Annotated in this window: 21 protein-coding genes and 1 pseudogene; 17 read left to right on the top strand and 5 right to left on the bottom strand. The window is 70.8% G+C overall.

Going from position 1 to position 19,940, the window contains the following annotated elements:
• Positions 1 to 2: 2 nt before the first annotated feature.
• From WBK31_RS34210 to WBK31_RS34180, 7 genes are all read left to right on the top strand, one after another.
• Positions 3 to 785, top strand: coding sequence for a phosphatase (locus WBK31_RS34210; protein WP_364062232.1), 783 nt, complete (start codon positions 3 to 5; stop codon positions 783 to 785).
• Positions 786 to 1,097: 312 nt separating this feature from the next.
• The gene (locus WBK31_RS34205; RefSeq protein WP_026214222.1) at positions 1,098 to 1,301 is read left to right on the top strand and encodes a helix-turn-helix domain-containing protein; all 204 of its coding nucleotides are present in this window, start codon (positions 1,098 to 1,100) and stop codon (positions 1,299 to 1,301) included.
• 174 nt (positions 1,302 to 1,475) lie between these two features.
• On the top strand, positions 1,476 to 1,574 hold the full coding sequence (locus WBK31_RS34200; RefSeq protein WP_018654693.1) for a 30S ribosomal protein bS22: 99 nt from the start codon (positions 1,476 to 1,478) through the stop codon (positions 1,572 to 1,574).
• A gap of 22 nt (positions 1,575 to 1,596) precedes the next feature.
• A complete protein-coding gene (locus WBK31_RS34195; RefSeq protein ID WP_364062235.1) occupies positions 1,597 to 2,592 on the top strand; it encodes an NAD-dependent epimerase/dehydratase family protein in 996 nt (331 codons plus the stop codon).
• A 35-nt stretch (positions 2,593 to 2,627) separates the two neighbouring features.
• Complete coding sequence (locus WBK31_RS34190; RefSeq protein ID WP_406673756.1) at positions 2,628 to 3,545, top strand: lysophospholipid acyltransferase family protein; 918 nt, start codon at positions 2,628 to 2,630, stop codon at positions 3,543 to 3,545.
• A 51-nt stretch (positions 3,546 to 3,596) separates the two neighbouring features.
• A complete protein-coding gene (locus WBK31_RS34185) occupies positions 3,597 to 4,175 on the top strand; it encodes an RNA polymerase sigma factor (protein WP_406673755.1) in 579 nt (192 codons plus the stop codon).
• 2 nt (positions 4,176 to 4,177) lie between these two features.
• A complete protein-coding gene (locus WBK31_RS34180; protein WP_364062244.1) occupies positions 4,178 to 5,167 on the top strand; it encodes an LCP family protein in 990 nt (329 codons plus the stop codon).
• Positions 5,168 to 5,181: 14 nt separating this feature from the next.
• Here WBK31_RS34180 and WBK31_RS34175 read toward each other — a convergent pair whose 3' ends face one another.
• The 3 genes from WBK31_RS34175 to WBK31_RS34165 all read right to left on the bottom strand — a co-directional run bounded on the left by WBK31_RS34175 (position 5,182) and on the right by WBK31_RS34165 (position 7,472).
• Positions 5,182 to 6,057, bottom strand: a complete 876-nt coding sequence (locus WBK31_RS34175) for an HAD-IB family hydrolase (RefSeq protein WP_364062247.1) — start codon at positions 6,055 to 6,057, stop codon at positions 5,182 to 5,184.
• Between the two features lie 18 nt (positions 6,058 to 6,075).
• On the bottom strand, positions 6,076 to 6,771 hold the full coding sequence (locus WBK31_RS34170; RefSeq protein ID WP_364062250.1) for a DUF5667 domain-containing protein: 696 nt from the start codon (positions 6,769 to 6,771) through the stop codon (positions 6,076 to 6,078).
• A 62-nt stretch (positions 6,772 to 6,833) separates the two neighbouring features.
• Entirely contained in the window at positions 6,834 to 7,472 is a 639-nt protein-coding gene (locus WBK31_RS34165; RefSeq protein WP_364062253.1) for a sigma-70 family RNA polymerase sigma factor, read from the bottom strand.
• Positions 7,473 to 7,651: 179 nt separating this feature from the next.
• Between WBK31_RS34165 and WBK31_RS34160 the strand changes: the two genes are divergently transcribed.
• Entirely contained in the window at positions 7,652 to 9,088 is a 1,437-nt protein-coding gene (locus WBK31_RS34160; protein WP_406673754.1) for a putative quinol monooxygenase, read from the top strand.
• Positions 9,089 to 9,114: 26 nt separating this feature from the next.
• On the opposite strand, the gene WBK31_RS34155 is transcribed toward WBK31_RS34160, so the two are convergent.
• Positions 9,115 to 9,351, bottom strand: a complete 237-nt coding sequence (locus WBK31_RS34155; protein ID WP_364062259.1) for a glutaredoxin family protein — start codon at positions 9,349 to 9,351, stop codon at positions 9,115 to 9,117.
• 116 nt (positions 9,352 to 9,467) lie between these two features.
• Between WBK31_RS34155 and WBK31_RS34150 the strand changes: the two genes are divergently transcribed.
• The 7 genes and pseudogenes from WBK31_RS34150 to hemL all read left to right on the top strand — a co-directional run bounded on the left by WBK31_RS34150 (position 9,468) and on the right by hemL (position 17,081).
• Positions 9,468 to 10,148 (top strand): redox-sensing transcriptional repressor Rex, encoded by a 681-nt coding sequence (locus WBK31_RS34150; RefSeq protein WP_364062262.1) that lies wholly within the window; start codon positions 9,468 to 9,470, stop codon positions 10,146 to 10,148.
• Positions 10,145 to 11,401, top strand: a complete 1,257-nt coding sequence (locus tag WBK31_RS34145) for a glutamyl-tRNA reductase (RefSeq protein WP_406673753.1) — start codon at positions 10,145 to 10,147, stop codon at positions 11,399 to 11,401. The genes WBK31_RS34150 and WBK31_RS34145 overlap by 4 nt, the downstream gene beginning before the upstream one ends.
• On the top strand, positions 11,398 to 12,312 hold the full coding sequence (gene hemC / locus WBK31_RS34140; RefSeq protein WP_364062268.1) for a hydroxymethylbilane synthase: 915 nt from the start codon (positions 11,398 to 11,400) through the stop codon (positions 12,310 to 12,312). The genes WBK31_RS34145 and hemC overlap by 4 nt, the downstream gene beginning before the upstream one ends.
• Positions 12,309 to 13,852 (top strand): annotated as a pseudogene (locus WBK31_RS34135) (uroporphyrinogen-III synthase). Before hemC ends, WBK31_RS34135 begins: the two are co-directional and overlap by 4 nt.
• On the top strand, positions 13,849 to 14,832 hold the full coding sequence (gene hemB, locus WBK31_RS34130; RefSeq protein WP_364062274.1) for a porphobilinogen synthase: 984 nt from the start codon (positions 13,849 to 13,851) through the stop codon (positions 14,830 to 14,832). The pseudogene WBK31_RS34135 and the gene hemB overlap by 4 nt, the downstream one beginning before the upstream one ends.
• Positions 14,833 to 15,016: 184 nt before the next feature.
• A complete protein-coding gene (locus WBK31_RS34125) occupies positions 15,017 to 15,646 on the top strand; it encodes a bifunctional DNA primase/polymerase (protein ID WP_378785967.1) in 630 nt (209 codons plus the stop codon).
• A gap of 145 nt (positions 15,647 to 15,791) precedes the next feature.
• Positions 15,792 to 17,081 (top strand): glutamate-1-semialdehyde 2,1-aminomutase, encoded by a 1,290-nt coding sequence (gene hemL, locus WBK31_RS34120; RefSeq protein ID WP_378785968.1) that lies wholly within the window; start codon positions 15,792 to 15,794, stop codon positions 17,079 to 17,081.
• Positions 17,082 to 17,111: 30 nt separating this feature from the next.
• Here hemL and WBK31_RS34115 read toward each other — a convergent pair whose 3' ends face one another.
• Positions 17,112 to 17,996, bottom strand: coding sequence for an EamA family transporter (locus tag WBK31_RS34115; RefSeq protein WP_364062283.1), 885 nt, complete (start codon positions 17,994 to 17,996; stop codon positions 17,112 to 17,114).
• 195 nt (positions 17,997 to 18,191) lie between these two features.
• Between WBK31_RS34115 and WBK31_RS34110 the strand changes: the two genes are divergently transcribed.
• The gene (locus WBK31_RS34110) at positions 18,192 to 19,112 is read left to right on the top strand and encodes a LysR family transcriptional regulator (protein WP_378785969.1); all 921 of its coding nucleotides are present in this window, start codon (positions 18,192 to 18,194) and stop codon (positions 19,110 to 19,112) included.
• Positions 19,113 to 19,251: 139 nt separating this feature from the next.
• The gene (locus WBK31_RS34105) at positions 19,252 to 19,890 is read left to right on the top strand and encodes a histidine phosphatase family protein (protein ID WP_364062288.1); all 639 of its coding nucleotides are present in this window, start codon (positions 19,252 to 19,254) and stop codon (positions 19,888 to 19,890) included.
• Positions 19,891 to 19,940: the final 50 nt, after the last annotated feature.

Raw genomic sequence — 19,940 nt, 5'->3', positions numbered from 1 at the left:
CAGTGCTGAGCCGCGACGAACTCCGAGAGCACCTTGTCCAGAGCCGCATCGCCGGCGATGTCGCGACCTCCCGCGAGAACAACCTCGATCACTACAGCTCGCTGGCCAACGGAGATCCCTACTACGCGCTCGGCCTGACCTTCGATCACCCGTGGTCCTACCGCGACATCCTCGCCCTCATGGCCAAGTCCGCGGGCGTCGTCGCCGATCCCGACCATCGCTGGGGCCAGGACACCATCGATCCCGATCTGACGATCGACGCGCTCGACGCGATGGCCGAGCGCATCGCCGCCGTGCTGTCGCGGCCGGAGCCGCGCGTCCTGTTCGCCACCGGGCACCCCACGGGCCTGCTGGCGATCCACCTGCCGCTCGCGGCTTTCTGCGTGTCCAAGGGCGCGACACTGCTGACGCCCGCCGAGGGCTGGTCGTACTCGGGGTCAGGGTTCGGCAGGCCGCGGCGGATCCGCTACCTCCAGGACGTCGCCATGCTCGACGACCGCGGCGCCCTCGTGCACACCCACGATGCGGCCCCGATGCGCCACATGCTCGACGAGCTGGACGGCGAGCTGCCCGACCTGGTGATCGCCGACCACGGCTGGGCCGGCGCGGCGGGCGAGGCCGGCGTGCCGACGGTCGCGTTCGCCGACTGCAACGACCCCGGGCTCTTCGTCGGAGAGGCGGAAGGCAAGCTTGACGTGGTCGTGCCACTCGACGACAACGTGCTACCCCGCTATTACGCTCCGCTGACGGAGAGGTTGGTCACAGAAGTCTCACGAGCCCTTTGAGTCGATAACGGTCCTCCCCATACCGTCTTTTCGCGCCTGCATTCCAAGGGGCTCGCTGTCCCTTTGCCAACTTTAGACAGTGCCTCGGCGACTCTTATATGTGGCAGCTTGGACAGTTCCAGAGTCCGAGTGAGGTGCTTGGCCAGGCGGTTGGCCAGCGATTTCGCTGGTTCGGCTGACAGGTGACTCCGTTGACTGGAAAAATAGGGGGTTTGCGCACTCGGAGTCCCGACTTACGCTGACGGCAGTACACGTGCGTGAGCAATGGCACCAGTGGGGATAACCCGGAAACACGTGCGGAAGAGGCGTCCGATGGGTGCAGGCGAAAGACCTCTCAGCGAGGTGAAGTTCCTGACCGTCGCAGAAGTGGCGACGGTCATGAGGGTGTCCAAGATGACGGTGTACCGGCTCGTCCACTCCGGCGAGCTGCCGGCCATCCGAGTCGGCCGCTCGTTCAGGGTGCCTGAGCAGGCGGTACACGATTATCTCCGGGAGGCCTACATCGAGGCAGGTTGACGTAGCGACACGCCCGAGCGTGTCGTGAGTGCCATCGCGGGAGAGGCCCGGCCGCCCGCTGGTACGGCCGGGCACTCACCCCCGAGGGGCGATCTACCGTGGATCGCCGGTAGTCTGTGAGCCGGTGTGCGCTCGCACTCCGTTTCAGACTTGCTATCAGTACCTGGGGGTCCCGTGGGCTCTGTGATCAAGAAGCGCCGCAAGCGGATGGCTAAGAAGAAGCACCGTAAGCTGCTGAAGAAGACGCGCATCCAGCGGCGCAACAAGAAGTAACCGACGCAGCTGCGAGGCGCTGATGACCCACACCGTGCTCGTCACCGGGGTCTCGCGCCACATCGGCGCCCGGGTGGCGAGCGTTCTGGCGGCAGACCCGGACATCAGCCGTGTCATCGGAGTCGACACCGTGCCGCCCCCCTCGCTCACGCGAGACGGGGGCGTCTCACTCGGCCGGACGGAGTTCGTCCGGGTGGATCTCCGCAGCCCCGACATCGCGCAGGTGATCGCGGCCGCGGACATCGACACCGTTGTGCACATGAGCCTGGTCAGCGCCCCCTCACGCAACGGGGGCAGGGCCGCCATGAAGGAGCACAACGTCATCGGCACCATGCAGTTGCTCGGCGCGTGCCAGCGGTCGGCGACCGTGCGGCGCGTGGTGGTGCGCTCCACCACCGCCGTCTACGGCTCGTCGCCGCGGGATCCCGCGGTCTTCACCGAGGACCTGGAGCCGCACGAGGGCCCCGTCCACGGCTACGCCAAAGACGCGGTCGAGGTCGAGGGCTACGTACGCGGCTTCGCGCGGCGGCGTCCCGACGTCACGGTGTCGCTGCTGCGCTTCGCCAACTTCATGGGTCCAGGCGTCGACTCGCCGCTGACGCGTTACTTCACCCAGCCGGTGCTGCCGACCGTGCTCGGCTTCGATCCGCGGCTGCAGTTCGTCCACGAGGACGACGCGGTCGAGGTGCTGCGCCGGATGGCGACCGAGGACCACCCCGGCACGTACAACGTGGCCGGGGCCGGCGTGTTGTTGCTGTCGCAGTGCGCGCGCAGGGCGGGTCGTCCGTCGCTGCCGCTGCTCTCGCCTGCCTTCAAGGTGCTCGGCGGCGCGGCGCGCAGGCTCGGGCTGGTCGAATACTCGCCGGAGCAGCTCAGGCTGATGTGCCACGGCCGGGCGGTCGACACCGCGCGCCTGGAGGCCGAGCTGGGCTGGAAACCCAAGTTCAGCACCGGAGCGGCCTTCGACGACTTCCTGCGCTCGCGCGGGCTGCGCCCGCTGGGAGGCGTCCGCACATGAGCGTTTCCCGCCCAGCGCACGAAGAGGAAGGCCGGGTGATCCCCATCACCGCGGCGCCGTCGTACGACGAGCCCGAGACCGATCCCCTGGCCGAGTCCGTCGCCAGGGCGCTGGCCTTCATCCGCAGGCGCGTCACCGGCGACTACGAGGTCGACGAGTTCGGCTACGACCCCGAGCTGACCGACAAGGTCGTGCTCGAGCTGCTGCGGCCGCTCTACCGCCACTGGTTCAGGGTCGAGACGCTGGAGCACAAGAACGTCCCCGATGACAGCGGCGCGCTCATCGTGGCCAATCACTCGGGCACGCTGCCGGTCGACGCGCTGATGCTGCAGGTGGCGCTGCACGACGAGGTGGGCAGGCCGCTGCGGCTGCTCGGCGCCGACCTGGTCTACCAGCTTCCCGTCCTCAGTCACCTGGCACGCAAGACCGGCCACACGCTGGCCTGCCGCGAGGACGCCGACCGGCTGCTGCGCAAGGGCGAGCTGGTGGGCGTGTTCCCCGAGGGCTTCAAGGGCGTCGGCAAGCCGTTCTCCGAGCGCTACAAGCTGCAGCGCTTCGGGCGCGGCGGCTTCGTGGCCTCCGCCATCCGGGCGGGCGTGCCGATCGTGCCCACCGCGATCGTCGGGGCCGAGGAGATCTACCCCAAGATCGGCGACCTGAAGTCGCTCGCGCGGCTGCTGGGGCTGCCGTACCTGCCGATCACCCCGTTCTTCCCGCTGCTCGGGCCGCTCGGCCTGGTGCCGCTGCCGTCGAAGTGGATGATCGAGTTCGGCGAGCCGATCCGCACCGACGACTACGACCCGTCGGCGGCCGACGACCCCATGCTGGTCTTCAACATCACCGACCACGTGCGCGAGGTCATCCAGCAGATGCTCAACGAACTGCGGCTGCGGCGCGGCCACGCCTTCCCCCGCTCCTCTGACGCCGCCGGCGCGACGGTCTCTGAACCCTGACGGCGGGTTGTGGCAAGACATCCGTGACACATTCCCCGCAGAAGGGCGGAGATGATCACGCAACCTGCCGTCGGGGGTGCGGACGCCGAACTCGTGAACGCCTCATTGACCGAACCCGAGGTGTTCGCCGAGCTCTTCGACCGCTACTCCGCCATGCTCTTCAGGTACGCCTCCAGGCGCCTCGGCCCTGAACCCGCCGAGGACCTCGTCGGCGAGACGTTCCTGATCGCCTTCTCCCGCAGGAAGAGCTACGACTCGGCCTACCCGGACGCCAGGCCGTGGCTCTTCGGCATCCTCACCAAGCTCATCTCCCGGCACCACCGCACGGAGGCGGCCCGCTACCGCGCACTCCTGCGCGCCCCCGTCGACCACGAGGTGGAATCGCCCGCCGACCGGGTGGCGGTCGGGGTGTCCGCCCGTGCCGTCCGCGCGGAGCTGGCCGGCGCCCTGGCCGCGCTGCCCGCCAAGGACCGCGACGTGCTGCTGCTGATCGCCTGGGGCGACCTCACGTACGAGGAGGCCGCGCGAGCGCTCGGCATTCCCGTCGGAACCGTGCGCTCCCGCCTCAACAGAGGCAGGCGGAAGGTACGCGCGGCGCTCGGCGACACCAACCCCTTGGAGGAGGAGTGACGATGGACGACTTGAAGCTGCTCCGCGACTTCGGGGCCGAGCTGGAGCACCAGCCACCCGCCACCCTCGTCCGCCATCGCACGGGCTTCCTGCGCGGCCGTCCCCGGCGCAGGTGGCCGCTGGCCGCGCTCGTGGCCGCGGCCACGGCCGCCGTCGTGGCGGTGACGACGGCGTTCATCACCGGCATCCCCGTGGCCGCGCCGTCCGTCGGTGGCCAGGTGGACATGAGCGGCGCCATGAACGTGCTGCTGATCGGCTCCGACACCCGGGACGGTCCTGGCAACGTGAAGTACGGGCCGAAGTCGCAGGGCTCGGGCCAGCGGGCCGACACCATCATCATCGTCCACCTGCCGGCCGACAGGGGCCGGGCCACCGCGATCAGTGTCCCCCGGGACTCCATGGTGCGGGTCCCGTGCGGTTCGACGCCGGGCCGGATCGCCATGATCAATTGGACGTACGACGAAGGCGGCGCCGCATGCCTCAGGTCCACGCTGGAGAAGCTGACGGGGCTGCGCCTGGACCACACGGTCGAGGTGGACTTCGCCGGATTCAAGACCATGGTGGACGCGCTCGGGGGCGTGCGGATCAAGGTGCCTAGGCCCGTGGACGACCGCGCCTCGAAGCTCAGGCTGCCCGCGGGCGAGCAACTGCTCGACGGCGAGAAGGCACTCGGCTACGCCCGGCTGCGTTACTACGGCGACGGCTCGGACGCCGCGCGGATCAAGCGGCAGCAGCGGCTCGCGCAGGCGATGCTGGACAAGGCCCAGCGGCATCTCGTCTCCGATCCCGCCAAGCTCAGCGCCTTCGTGTCGGCGGTGCGCGGAGCGGTGAGAACGGACCTCAGCGTCGAGGAGATGTACGAGCTGGCCACCCAGCTCGCCAGGACCACGATGGCCACGGTGTCGGTGCCCAGTGAGCCCTATCCGCAGGACCCGAACCGGCTCCGGTGGAAGCAGCCGGAGGCGGACAAGCTGTTCGGCACGCTGAAGTGAGCCGGCTGAAGTGATCAGGGGCGGTCGCGGTAGTGGCGGCGCAGGGCGATGCCGGCGGCGACGCCGCCCGCCACCGCGCCCACCCCGGCCGCGATCGGCAGCGCGGCGAGCGTGGCCTTGCGGCCGGTGCGGAAGTCCTTGATCGGCCAGTCGTGCTTCCTCGCGTACTCGCGCAGCTCGCTGTCGGGGTTGATGGCCACGGCGTGGCCGACCAGCGAGAGCATCGGCAGGTCGTTGGCCGAGTCGCTGTAGGCGGTGCAGCGGGTGAGGTCGAGGCCCTCCCTGCGGGCCAGCGCGCGCACCGCCTCCGCCTTGGCAGGGCCGTGCAGCAGGTCGCCGACCAGCCGGCCGGTGTAGACGCCGTTGCTGGTCTCGGCGACCGTGCCGAGCGCGCCGGTCAGGCCGAGCCGCTGCGCGATGACCCTGGCCAGCTCGATGGGGGTGGCGGTGACCAGCCAGACGCGCTGCCCGGCGTCGAGGTGCGCCTGCGCGAGCGCGCGCGTGCCGCCCCAGATGCGGTCGGCCATGACCTCGTCGTAGATCTCCTCGCCGAGTCGTACGACGTCGTCCACCTTGGCGCCCGCGACGAACGCCAGCGCCGTCTCCCTGGCCACCGCGATGTGCTCGGGGTTCTCGTTGCCGCGCAGGCGGAAGACGGCCTGCCCGACGGCGAACTTGAGCAGGTCTTTCGTGGTGAACAGCCCACGCGTGGCGAGGCCGCGGGCGAAGTGGTAGATCGACGCGCCGCGCATCATGGTGTTGTCGACGTCGAAGAAGGCCGCGGACTCGAGATCGGGCTCGGCGGGCGCGACGGTGACCGCCGCCTGTGCCGCCGCCTCGCCCGCGACCTCCGGCTGCGCTTCCTGTCGTCGTCGCAAGAGCCGCCACATGGGCTTCAGCTTAGCTACCTACTCGGGTGCGACCAGACCTTCGATGTAGCTGAGGTACCCCTGCGCCTGAACCTGTTCCGCCTCGTTGAGCTGCTCGATCATCGGCTCGACGACCTTCTTCTGGTCCCGCGCGAATTTCTTGATCTTCGGCGACCGCGGCTCCGCGCGCTTCAGCCGGCTGATGCCCGCACGGGTGGACTCCTCCATGTCCTTGAGCGTCTTGCCCACCAGCGGCCCGTTGTTGGACGAGCCGAGCAGGGTGGCGACCTCCTTGGCGCGGGTCTTGGCGGAGTCCAGCTCGCGAGCGGCGCGCTCGGCGTCGTCGGAGGTGAGGCGGACGAGCGTGCTCTCGGCGGCGCGCTTGAGCGGGTAGAGCGAGTCGCCCGGCACGGCGCGGTACGTCGCGAACGAGGACACCATCAGCGCGGCCACCAGGCCGACGGTGGCGAGCTGGGACAGCAGGGGACGGCCACGGGACCGGCGGCGGCGACCGCGCGCTTCGACGGCCGTCTCGCGTCCCGGCCCGGCGGTTCTCAAGGCGTCCTCCGCCAAGCGGCCGGGCGTGTCGGGCTCGGCCGTGGCGAGGGCGCCCGACAGCAGCTCGGCGCGCAGCCGTTCCTTGAACGCGGGCTCGGGCAGGCCGCCGATCGGGAGCCTGCGCAGCTCGTCGAGGTGCATGAGCACGCGTTCCCGCCGCTCGCGCGCGCTACTCATCACCACGGCTCCCGAGCCTCACGGTCATGACACCTGTCCTAACGAGGGGCGGCTTGCGGAGGTTACGCCAGGTCGTGCTTGAGCGCTCTGGCCAGCGCGCGTACGGCACGGAACTGCAGCGCTTTGATCGCTCCACTCTTCTTTCCCATGATCAGCGCGGTTTCCGCGAGCGAGAGGCCGTGCAGGAAGCGCAGGACGACGCATTCCTGCTGTTCGGGATTGAGCTCGCGTACGGCACGCAGCACCCGGTCGTTGATGATGGCCGTGACCACGGCGTTCTCGGGAATGTGGGAGCCGTCGAGCGGAACGTCGATGATCTCGCCCGTGGGGATCTCCAGGCGGTAGCGGCCCGACTTGAAATGGTCGGTCACCAGGTTTCTCGCGATGGTCACGAGCCAGGCGCCGAAATCGCGGCCCTGCCAGGTGAAATCGCCGATCCTGCGCAGCGCGCGGAGGAAGGTCTCGCTGGTCAGGTCCTCTGCCAGCGGGTGCGAGCCGACCCGGAAGTAGATGTAGCGGTAGACGAGGTCCACGTAGCGGTCGTAGAGCGTGCCAAAGGATTGCGTGCATCCGTTCTTGGCGTGCATCACCAGCGTACGGAGGTCGTCGGTCGCGTCCTCGCGCACGCCGAGCTCGCCCGTCCGGGCATGGCCGGCGACGGCCGGCGCCAGCAGCCCGGCGAACGGCGACGAGTCAGGCATCCGGTATCCCTGGGGGTAAGGGGTGCGGCGTGCTCGAACACTCTAGAAATCAACTGGAAAATCCACAATCCACGGAAGTCATGCATGACTAGGCGTAATCGGCAGATACCGTGGTTGACCGACCCGTTCCCTCTTCGGCTACCGGCTGGGAGGCATTGTCCGGCAGCATTGGAGTCACCATGGAGATCCTCGTTGCTGTCATAGCTCTTGCCGGTGCGATCCTGGCCGGTATCGCCACGGCCGCCCTGATCCAACGCCTTCGCGAGGAGTCCGAGGGCTGGTTGATCGCCTGGATCGTCGCGCTCGTAGGGCTATGCCTGTCACTCGCGGTGATCGCACTGGGATCCTTCATGGGCTTCGGCGGCGTCACGTTCCGGATCTTCCAGGTGACCGGGTCGATGCTGGCGCCCCTCTGGCTGGCCATCGGGCTCGTGCAGCTGCTCGCCGAGAAGGTGCCGCCGAGATTCCTCGCCTGGCTGCTCGGCTCCGCCCTGACCTTCGTGGCCACCGTCATCATGGTCTGGGACCCGCTCAAGACCGAGGACATGGGCAAGACGCTGCCCAGGGCCGTGACCCACTGGAACATCGTCCCCAGCTACCTGCTCACCGGCGTCCACGCCGTCGCCGCGCTGGTCATGCTGGTGATGCTCGTCGTGGCGGGGGTCAGATGGCGCAACGGCGACGAGTACGACACCGACAACCTCCACGCCACCGCGGTCATCGTGCCGTCGGGGCTCGCGCTCATCGGCGCGATGAGGTTCGCCGTGCCCGGTCTGTTCGCCACCGTGCTGCTCGCCGTCGCGGCGGCGGCGGTCTGGTACTGCGTGCTGCGGCCGCTGGCGCCGTACGAGGACGACGAGGACGACTTCGACGACGAGATCCCTGAGCGCGCGCCGCGGCGTGAGGAGCGGGTCCCGCGCGAGCGCGCGATGCACCACGAGGGTGCGCCCGACGAGCGGCCCATGTTCCGCGACGAGGCGCCGGGACGCCGCCGCGCGCCCGAGCCCGCGCCCGCCGACCTGCCGCCCGCGCCGCCGCGCAGGTTGTCGGGGCTCGGCGACCTGGTGGCCGAATACCGCGCGGGCGACCGCGAGGTCGACTACGCCTCCCGCATGGCGCCGCCCGCGCCCGACGACGGCGGCCCCTCCACCGGCTACATCATGAACGGCGCCCCGCCCCAGCGCCCCGACTACAAGCTCTCGCCCGCCGCGCCCGCCACCGGCGCCGTCTACCCCGGAGCCGACCTGTTCTCGCCCGCACAGCAGCAGGCCGCATCCGGCAGGCTGTCGCCCAACATCTACGGCATGCTCACCGTCTTCACGCTCATGGACGGCGCGGGCGAGGCGTTCGACCGGCTGGCCGAGGCCACGGTCGAGGCCGTGCGCAGGGGCGAGCCCGACACGCTCGTGTACGCCTGCCACGCCGTCAAGTCGGCCCCGCTGCAGCGCATCGTCTACGAGCTCTACCGCGACGAGGTGGCCTACCGCGACCACATGCGCCAGCCCCACGTGGAGCGCTTCGTCAACGACCGCCAGTCGATGGTGCTGGCCACCAACGTGATCGAGCTCGACGTCAACGCCGCCAAGGTGGTGCCGCTGCCCACCGTCATGTACTGACGCGGGAGTCGCGGCTCAGGAGATGCTCAGGACGTGAGCGCCGCGCGCAGCCTCGCCTCGTCCACGCGCCAGAAGTCGTGCTGCACGCCGTCGATCAGTGTGACCGGGATCATCTCCCAGTACTTCTCCTTGAGCTCCTCGGAGGAGTCGATGCTGATCTCCTCCCACGGCACGCCGAGCTCGCCCGCGACCCTGGCGATGATCTCGCGCGCGTCGTCACACAGGTGACAGCCGGGTTTGCCGAGCAGGGTGATGCGATGCATGACGCAACCGTACCTCTGCTGACTTTGTGCATCGGTTCACAAAGGGATTAACCTGAAAGACGGTCCGATTCCGTTAACGCGGTCCCCAAGCCGCCCGTCCCCTGGAGCACCGGCACGTGAAGAGCCGCCCGTCCCAGCCCCGTGACCGCGGCATCCCCGAGGCGACGGTCGCCAGGCTTCCGCTTTACCTCAGGGCGCTGCACGGGATGGCCGAGCGGGGCATCGCGACCGTGAGCTCGGAAGACCTCGCCAACGCGGCGGGGGTCAACTCCGCCAAGCTCCGCAAGGACCTTTCGCACCTCGGCTCGTACGGCACCCGCGGCGTAGGCTATGAGGTCGAGTACCTCGTTTACCAGATCTCCCGCGAGCTCGGCCTGACGCAGGACTGGGCGGTCGCGATCGTCGGAGTCGGTAACCTCGGCCGCGCGCTGGCCAACTACGGAGGTTTCGTCTCCAGGGGCTTCCGGGTCGCGGCGCTCGTGGACGCCGACCCCGAAGTCGTGGGCGAGACCATCGCGGGGTTGAATGTTGAGCACATCGACGACTTGGAAGCCGTGATCAAACGGCGTGGAGTTTCGATCGTGGTTCTGGCGACACCGGCGGCAGCGGCGCAGGAAGTGTGCGATCGCGTTGTCGCCGTGGGCGTGACCAGCATTCTGAATTTCGCCCCCGTCGTGCTCTCCGTGCCGGAGACCGTCGATGTACGGAAAGTCGACCTGTCAATCGAACTGCAGATTCTCGCGTTCCACGAGCAACGCAAGGCTGGGGGGCCACTCATGGCGGTGGACGGTCAATGAGCGTTCTGGCTGTCGGGCTCAGCCACCGGACCGCACCGGTGGGACTCCTCGAGCGCGTCTCCGTCACCGGTGACGCCCTCGTCAAGCTCCTGCACGACGTGCAGCACGATCCCTGCGTGGCGGAGGCCATGGTGGTCTCCACCTGCAACAGGGTCGAGGTCTACGTCGCCGTCGACCGCTTCCACGCCGCCGTCACGTCGATCAGCGGGCTGCTCGGCGTGCACTCCGGCGTCCCGGTGGAGGAGCTCATCCCGCACCTGTACGTCCACTACGAGGAACGGGCGGTCGAGCACCTGTTCTCTGTGGTGTGCGGCCTCGACTCCATGGTCGTCGGCGAGGGGCAGATCCTCGGCCAGGTGCGCCAGGCGCTCAAGCTCGCCCAGCGCCAGGGCACCGTCGGCGCCACACTCAACGAGCTGGTGCAGCAGGCGCTGCGGGTGGGCAAGCGCGCACACCACGAGACCGGCATCGACAAGCACGGCGCGTCCCTCGTCTCCGCCGGGCTCGCGCTGGCGGGCGAGCTGGCCGGGCGGCGGGCGCTGGTCATCGGCGCCGGCTCCATGAGCTCGCTGGCCGCCGCGACGCTCGCGCGCTCCGGGGTCACCGACATTGTCGTGGCCAACCGCACGTACGAGCGGGGCGCCCGGCTCGCCGCGTCCGTCGGCGGGCGGGCCGTCGAGTTCTCCGCTGTGGCCGACGAGCTGGCGCACGCCGACATCGTGATCGCCTGCACCGGCGCGGGCAGGCACATCGTCACGGCGGATATGCTGGTCAAGCCGGTGTTTCTGCTGGACCTGGCGCTGTCGCACGACATCGATCCGGCCGTGCGCGAGGTGCCGGGGGTCACGCTGGTCGACCTGGAGACCATCCAGGAGTCCGGCATCGGCTCGCGCGAGGGCGACGCGGTGCCCGCCGTGCGCGCCCTGGTGGCCGAGGAGCTGCGCGCCTACCTCGACGCCGAGCGGGCCTCCAGAGTGACGCCGACCGTGGTGGCGCTGCGCAGCAAGGCGGCGGGCGTCGTCGAGTCGGAGCTGGGCCGCCTGCTGATGCGGGTGCCCGACCTCGACGAGCGCACCCGCGACGAGGTCGCCATGACCGTCCAGCGGGTGGTGGACAAGCTCCTCCACGAGCCCACCGTGCGTGTCAAGCAGCTCGCCACCTGCCCGGGGGGCGATCATTATGCGGAAGCCCTGCGCGAGTTGTTCAACCTGGATCCGAAGATGCCCGAGGCCGTGAGGGAGGTGGAGCTGTGACGAGGCCCGCTCTGCGACTCGGCACCCGGCGCAGCCTCCTCGCGACCACGCAGTCCCAGATGGTGGCCGACGCCTTCACCGAGCGCACCGGGACCCCTGTCGAGCTGGTGGGCATCACCACGTACGGCGACGTCACCAAGGCGCACCTCGCGCAGCTCGGCGGCACCGGCGTGTTCGTCAGCGCGCTGCGCGACAAGCTGCTCGAAGGCGAGATCGACTTCGCCGTCCACTCGCTGAAGGATCTGCCGACGACGCAGGACCCGCGCTTCACGCTGGCCGCGCTGCCGCCCCGCCACGACCACCGCGACGCGCTCGTCAGCCTGCACAAGTTCGCCGACCTCCAGCCGGGCGCCAAGGTCGGCACCGGCTCGCCGCGCCGCGTCGCCATGCTGCGCGCGCTGCGCCCCGACCTCGAATACGTCCCGATCCGCGGCAACGCCGACACGCGCATCGGCAAGGTCACCTCGGGCGAGCTCGACGCGGTCGTGCTCGCCTCCGCCGGGCTGACCAGGATCGGCAGGGCCGCCGACATCGCGCAAATCTTCGAGATCGAGGAGCTGCTGCCCGCTCCCGGCCAGGGCGCGCTGGCCGTGGAGTGCCGCGCCGACCGGCCCGGCCTCGTCGAGGCGCTGTCCGTGCTCGACGACCCGGCCACCCGCTCGGCCGTCACCGCCGAACGCGCCCTGCTGAGCGCACTCGAAGCCGGCTGCTCGGCTCCGGTGGGTGCTTTCGCGTTCGATGACGGGCACACTCTGAACCTGACCGCTGTGGTCGTCTCCATCGACGGCCGCGAAGCGGTCCGCAAGTCCGCCGCCGGCTCTCCTTCGGAGGCAGCGAACCTGGGCCGCCGCCTCGCGGCCGAGATGATCGCCGAAGGGGCCGACAGATTGATGGGGGAGCATTCCCATTGAGCTCCGATAGTCCAACCTCCGGATTCGTCGCGTTCGTCGGCGCGGGTCCCGGCGATCCCAATCTGCTCACGGTCCGCGCCGCCGAGCTGCTCGGCAAGGCCGACGCGGTGGTGCTCGACTCCGAGACGCAAAGACCGCTGCTGCGCCACTGCCGCGAGGGCGTCGAGGTCGCCGAAGGCGACTTCGTGCAGCGCGCCGCGCGCGGCCAGCTCGTGGTGCGCCTGTGCCCCGGCGACCCCATGCTGTTCTCCTCGATCTCCGAGGAGGCCGCGGCCTGCACCGCGGCGGAGGTGGACTTCGAGATCGTGCCCGGCGTGCCGCCCGCGACCGCCGTGCTCGCCTACGCCGGCATCCGCCGGCGAGCGACGTGCCCGAGTTCAGGATCGTCGACGCCGCCCAGGAGCAGGACTGGGCCGTGCACGCCGGCTGCAAGGGCACGCTGGTCATCTACAACGGCGTCTCCGACGCGGTGGCCATCGGCAAGGCGCTGATCGCCGGCGGCAAGCCCGACACCACGCCCGTGGCGGTCAGCAGCGGCGGCACCACCACCGAGCAGTACACCGTGGTCTCCTCGCTCGGCCGGCTGCAGGCCGACCTCAAGCACGCCGGGTTCACCGAGCCCGCGCTGATCGTGGTCGGCGACGCCGTCGCCCAGCGGGACAAGCTGTCGTGGTTCGAGACCAAGCCGCTGTTCGGCTGGCGGGTGCTGGTCCCGCGGACGAAGGAGCAGTCCCGCAGCCTGTCCGAGCAGCTCGTGGCCTACGGCGCGGTGCCCGAGGAGGTGCCGACCATCTCGGTCGAGCCGCCGCGCACCCCGCAGCAGATGGACCGCGCGATCAAGGGCCTGGTCACCGGGCGCTACGAGTGGGTGGCCTTCACCAGCGCCAACGCCGTCAAGGCGGTGCGCGAGAAGTTCGAGGAGTACGGGCTCGACGCGCGCGCCTTCGCCGGGCTGAAGGTCGCGGCCGTGGGCGAGGCCACCGCCAAGGCGCTGGTCGAGTTCGGGGTCAAGCCCGACCTGCTGCCCTCCGGCGAGCAGTCGTCGGAGGGGCTGGTGGCCGAGTGGCCGCCGTACGACTCCATGCTCGACCCGATCAACCGCGTGCTGCTGCCGAGGGCCGACATCTCCACCGACACGCTCGTGGCGGGGCTCACCGAGCTGGGCTGGGAGTGCGACGACGTCACCGCCTACCGCACGGTCCGCGCCGCGCCGCCGCCAGCGCCGATCCGCGAGGCCATCAAGGGCGGCGGTTTCGACGCCGTGCTCTTCACCTCGTCGTCCACGGTCCGCAACCTCGTGGGCATCGCCGGCAAGCCCCACAACGTCACCGTGATCGCCGTGATCGGGCCGCAGACGGCCAAGACGGCCGAGGAGTTCGGGCTCAGGGTCGACGTCATGGCCGACAAGCCATCCGCCACCGCCTTGGCCGCCGCGCTGGCCGAGTTCGGAGCCAAGCAGCGCCAGGCGGCGCTGGCGGCCGGCGACACGCCGCGCCGTCCCTCGCAGAACCGCCGTGGCGCGAGGAGGAGAGCCAGATGAGCGCGCAGTTCCCCATCGCCCGCCCGCGCAGGCTGCGCAGCAGCCCGGCGATGCGCCGCATGGTCTCGGGCACCAGGCTGCACCCCGCGGACCTGATCCTGCCGCTGTTCGCCAAGGAGGGCATCACCGAGCCGCAGCCGGTGGCCTCGATGCCGGGCGTCTACCAGCACACCCGCGACTCGCTGCGCAAGGCCGCCCATGAGGCCGCCGAGGCCGGGGTGGGCGGCGTCATCCTGTTCGGCGTGCCCGCGGTGAAGGACGCGCGCGGCTCGGCCGCCGACGACCCCGACGGCGTGCTGCAGGTGGCGCTGCGCGACGTGGTGTCGGAGGTCGGCGACGCGCTCGTGGTGATGGCCGACACGTGCCTCGACGAGTTCACCGACCACGGGCACTGCGGCATCCTGACCCCATCGGGCGACGTCGACAACGACGCCACGCTCGAGCGGTACGCCTCCATCGCGGTGGCGCAGGCCGAGGCCGGCTCCCAGATGGTGGCGCCGAGCGGCATGATGGACGGCCAGGTGGGCGCCATCAGGGCCGCGCTCGACAAGGCGGGCCACACGAACGTGCCGATCCTGGCGTACTCCGTCAAGTACGCCTCCGCCTTCTACGGCCCGTTCCGCGACGCCGCCGAGTGCGCGCCGCAGTTCGGCGACCGCAGCACCCACCAGCAGGACCCGGCGGGCCCGCTGGAGGAGGCACTGCGCGAGGTCAGGCTCGACCTGGCAGAAGGCGCCGACGCCGTCATGGTCAAGCCCGCCATGCCCTACCTCGACGTCATCACCCGCGTCCGCGACGAGGTGGACGTGCCGGTGGCCGCCTACCAGGTGAGCGGCGAGTACGCGATGATCGAGGCCGCCGCCGCCAACGGCTGGATCGACCGCGAGCGGACGATCAACGAGTCGCTGGTCGCGATCAAGCGGGCGGGGGCCGACCTGATCCTCACCTACTGGGCGACGGAAGTGGCGCGCACGCTCTAACCAAGGGGTTTCCCGTCAACGCCTGGGGCGTGTGGGTTAGAGTTGCATGACAAGTGCTGGTGTGTCCCGCGTGTGATGCAGGCGCAGGCTGTTGCTGCCCTGCGGCCGGCCGCCGTCAGCGGCCCGCCGGCCACCCGGATCCGGGACCTCCTCAGGCGCTGTGACTTTTCTGACGGGAGAGACCATGGTGGGGGTACCTCTGGCTCGGCGTACCAAAAAGCGGTCCCGGCCGACGCGCATCGAGACCGTGCTCGAATACGCCGCCATGGGCTGGCCGGTCGTGCCCGGCGCCCACCCGCTGCGCCAGGGCCCGCGCGCGTGTTCCTGTGACCGGCTCGGCTGTCCCGACCCGGGCGCGCATCCGCTGTCGCCCGCCTGGCACCTGCAGGCCACGACCGACGCGGCGGTGCTCACGCGCTGGTGGCAGAACGAGCCCGAGACCAACATCATCCTGCCCACGGGCCGCGTGTTCGACGTCTTCGACGTACCGCTCGCCGCCGGCCTGTCGGCGCTCACCCGAATCGACGCCGCCGGGGCACACCCGGGCCCGGTCGCCGCCAGAGGCGACCGGGTCTTGTTTTATGTCGCCACGCGCGGTAACCCCGAGGACGAAGACGAGTGGTGGTCCTGCCACCTCGACTGCGACCCGGCCACCATCGACGACACGCCTGGGCTGCGCTGGCACTGCCGCGACAGCTACGTCCTCGCCCCGCCGTCCACGATGCCCAACGGGCAGTCCGTGAGCTGGCTGCGCCCGCCGGACGGCCGGCCGCTGCCCGACCCGCTGCGCATCCTGGAGTGGCTCGCCGACTGAGCCCCGCGGCTCCGGGCCCTTCGGCGGCGTCCTGCGGCTCCGGCCCGCCTGCGGTCCGCCGCCCGGCTTTTGCGAGCGCCGTTCGGCTGCGGTGCCGCCCGTGCCCGCTCCTGGGAGCGGGCGTACCTGCGGCTACCCTGGGTGGGTGAGTCGTACGAAGAACTCCGAAGACCTGTTCGCCCGCGCCCGCGACGCCGTCCCGGGAGGCGTCAACTCCCCGGTGCGCGCGTTCGGAGCGGTGGGCGGCACCCCGCGGTTCATGGTCTCGGGGCAGGGCCCCTACATCACCGACGCCGACGGCAACCGCTACGTCGACCTGATCTGCTCCTGGGGTCCGATGATCCTGGGTCACCGCCACCCGGCCGTCGTCGAGGCCGTCTCCGAGGCCGTGGCGGCCGGTTTCTCCTACGGCACGGCCACGCCGGGCGAGGTCGAGCTGGCCGAGGAGATCGTGGCCAGGGTCGCCCCGGTCGAGAAGGTGCGCCTGGTCAGCTCCGGCACCGAGGCGACGATGAGCGCGGTACGCCTGGCCAGGGGCTTCACCGGCCGGTCCAAGGTGATCAAGTTCGCCGGCTGCTACCACGGCCACGTGGACGCGCTGCTGGCCTCGGCGGGCTCGGGGGTGGCGACGTTCGGGCTGCCCGACACGCCGGGCGTGACGGGGGCGTCGGCGGCCGACACGATCGTGCTGCCGTACAACGACATCGCGGCAGTGGAGGCGGCGTTCGAGGCGGCCGAGATCGCGTGCGTGATCACCGAGGCGTGCCCGGCCAACATGGGCGTCGTGCCGCCGCGCGACGGCTTCAACGCCCGCCTGCGCGAGCTGTGCACCCGGCACGGCGCGCTGCTCATCGTCGACGAGGTGCTGACCGGCTTCCGCGTCTCCAAGGCCGGCTGGTACGGCCTCGACCCGGTCGACGCCGACCTGATGACGTTCGGCAAGGTCATGGGCGGCGGGCTGCCGGCGGCGGCGTTCGGCGGCCGGGCCGACATCATGGCCCACCTCGCGCCCGAGGGCCCCGTCTACCAGGCGGGCACGCTGTCGGGCAACCCGCTGGCCTGCGCCGCGGGCCTGGCCACGCTGCGCAACCTGGACGACGAGGCGTACCGCAAGGTCGAGGCCGCGGCCACCGCGGTGGGGGACGCCGCGTCCGAGGCGCTGCGCGCGGCCGGGGTGCCGCACCGGCTGCAGCGGGCGGGCAGCCTGTTCTCGATCTTCTTCACCGACGCCGAGGTGACGAACTTCGACGAGGCGCGGACGCAGAACACCGAGGCGTTCACCGCGTTCTTCCACAGCATGCTCGACCAGGGGGTCTACCTGCCGCCGTCGGCGTACGAGGCGTGGTTCCTGTCGGCCGCGCACGACGACGAGGCGCTCGGCCGCATCGCCGACGCGCTCCCGGCTGCGGCGAAGGCGGCCGCGGCCGTTCTCTGACCCCGGTTCCCGTGGCGGCCGGGCCGGGTGTCAGCGCCCGTCCCGCCGCCACCAGAAGGGCGACAGGGCGCTGCGGCCGCGCGGCTGGGTGCCGGCGTACAGGACGCCGAAGACGATGAGCACGGCGGCCAGCACGCGCGGCCACGACAGCGGCTCGCCGGTCATCAGGACCGCCGACGACATGCCGAACACCGGCACGAGCAGCGTGTACGGCGCCACCGTCGAGGCGTCGTAGCGGCGCAGCAGCCAGCCCCAGACGCCGAAGCCGCCCAGGGTCGAGATGAAGGCCACGTACACGAGGGACAGCCAGCCCTCGGCGGGCGAGGAGAGCACGAGCGGGCCCTCAAGGAGCAGGGAGAGCAGCAGGAGCGGGGGCGCGGAGAACGCGCTCACCCAGATCATGAAGCGCAGCGAGTCGGGCGGGGCGGCGTGGCGCTGGATCACGTTGCCGAGCCCCCAGGCCGCTGCGGCTGCGACGCACAGAAGGAAGGCCCCGAGCGGGCCGGAGACGCCGAAGTCGACGGCGACGATGGCGAGGCCGGCGAACGCGACGGCCAGCCCCAGCACGCGGCGGGCGGTGAGCCGCTCACCGAGCAGGGTCACCGCGAACACCACGGTGAACAGCGCCTGCACCTGCAGGACGAGGGAGGTCAGGCCGGCCGGCATGCCGGCGCGCATGCCCACGAGCAGCAGCCCGAACTGGCCGACTCCGAGGGTGGCGGCCACGCCCAGGACCCAGCGCCAGGCGACGCCGGGCCGCCCCGCGAACAGCAGGGCGGGGAAGGCCGCCATGGCGAAGCGGAGGCCCGCGTACTCCAGCGGCGGGAAGTGGCGCAGGCCCACCTGCATGACCACGAAGTTGTAGCCCCAGACGGCGGCCAGTCCGACGGCCAGGGCGAGGTGGCGGGGGCTCACCTGGGCGCGGTCACCGGGTGGGCTTCTGGTACCGGATGCGCATGTCGCGCGCCTGCTCGGCGAGCACCTTCAGGTACGAGATGGAACCGGTCTGCTGCTTCTTCGTCTTCACGTTTCTCATGCCAACAATTTTCATCTGCTACACAATGAACCACAAGCGAGACTTTCTACGCTAAACGGTTTAGAGTGGCTTACATGTTGGACCTCAACCGCCTCAAAGCCCTTCACGCCGTCCATGTCTACGGCTCGGTCGGAGCGGCGGCCGAGGCCCTCATGGTCACCCCGTCGGCGGTCAGCCAGCAGATCGCCAAGCTGGAGCGCGAGACCGGCGCCCGGCTCATGGAGCGTTACGGGCGCGGCGTGCGGCTGACGGACGCGGCCGGGGTGCTCGCCGAGCACGCCGAGCGCATCCTCGCCCTGGTCGAGACCGCCGAGGCCGACTTCGAGGCGCTGCGCGGCCAGGTCGTCGGCCGGCTCAACGTCGGCGCGTTCCCCACCGCCGCGCGCGGCGTCATGCCCGGCGCGATCGCCTCGCTCAAGCAGCGCCATCCCGACCTGTGGGTGCAGCTCAACGAGCGCGAGCCGGAACGCGTCGTCCGCGAGGTCTCGCGGGGCGAGCTCGACCTCGGCGTCGTCCAGGACTGGCTGACGCGCCCGATGGCGCTGCCCGACGGCCTGTCGAAGGCCACGCTGCTCGACGACGTGGCCGACGTCGCCCTGCCCGCCGATCATCCGCTGGCCGGCGAGCGCGAGGTCGAGCTGGCCGCGCTGCACGGCGAGCAGTGGATCAGCTCGTCACCCGGCACGGTCTGCCACGACTGGCTGGTGTTCACGCTGCGCAGCGCCGCGCTGGAGCCGGTGATCGCGTGCATGGCCGACGAGTACCCCACGCAGCTCGCGCTGGTGGCCGCCGGCCTGGGCTGCGCGATCGTGCCGAGGCTCGGCCGCGACTGCGTGCCCGACGGCGTGCGGCTGGTGCCGCTGCTGCCGCGCCAGTCGCGGCGCATCTACGCGATCTGGCGCTCCGACGCCGCCCGCCGTCCCGCGATCAGGGCCATGGTGGACGCGCTGTCGGAGTCGAGCAGGAAGCAGGAGAACGCCTGGGCCGTCCAGTGACCGCCCGATGACCTCTTCCACGGCCCGCTTTCAGGGCCGGCTTTCAGGGCCGGCTTTCAGGGCCCGCTTTCAGGGTCGGCGCCGCGCCGGTGCGGGCCCTGACCGGGCCCTGCGGACGAGCGGATAGGCTGTGCCCACCATGGCTGAAACCACCGTCGTCCACCTGCTGCGCCACGGTGAGGTGCACAACCCCCAGGGCGTCCTCTACGGCAGGCTGCCCGGCTACCACCTGTCGGAGACGGGCCGGCTCATGGCCGAGACGGTCGCCAAGGCCGTCGGCGGCCGCGACATCGTCGCCGTCTACAGCTCGCCGCTGGAGCGCGCCATCGAGACGGCGACCCCACTCGTGGAGAAGCTGGGCCTGGAGATCGTCCAGGACGACCGGCTGATCGAGGCGGGCAACCTGCTGGAGGGCCGCGCCGTCGGGCAGGGCCTCGGTGTGCTGCGCAATCCGCGCAACTACCGCTACTTCTGGAACCCGCTGCGCCCGTCGTGGGGCGAGCCGTACCCGGCCATCGTCAAGCGCATGAAGTCGATGATCGACGACGCCAGGGCGGCCGCCAGGGGACACGAGACGGTGCTGGTCAGCCACCAGCTGCCGATCTGGGCCATCCGCTCGGCCGCCGAGGGCCGCAGGCTCTGGCACGACCCGCGCCGCCGCCAGTGCGCGCTGGCCAGCCTCACCACCTTCACCTTCGACGGCGATCGGCTGATCAGCATTGGCTACAGCGAGCCCGCGGGATCGCTGCAGACGGGGCCGTCGATCCCCGGGGCCTGATGTCCGGAGCGTGCGGGCGTCCCGGTAGGGTTGGAAGCTCTACCGGTTGT

This window comes from Nonomuraea sp. N2-4H, assembly GCF_045291505.1.
In the GTDB taxonomy this organism is placed as follows: domain Bacteria; phylum Actinomycetota; class Actinomycetes; order Streptosporangiales; family Streptosporangiaceae; genus Nonomuraea; species Nonomuraea fastidiosa.
The sequence above is the reverse complement of the archived record's forward strand: the minus strand, read 5'-3'. Positions and strand labels throughout refer to the sequence as shown.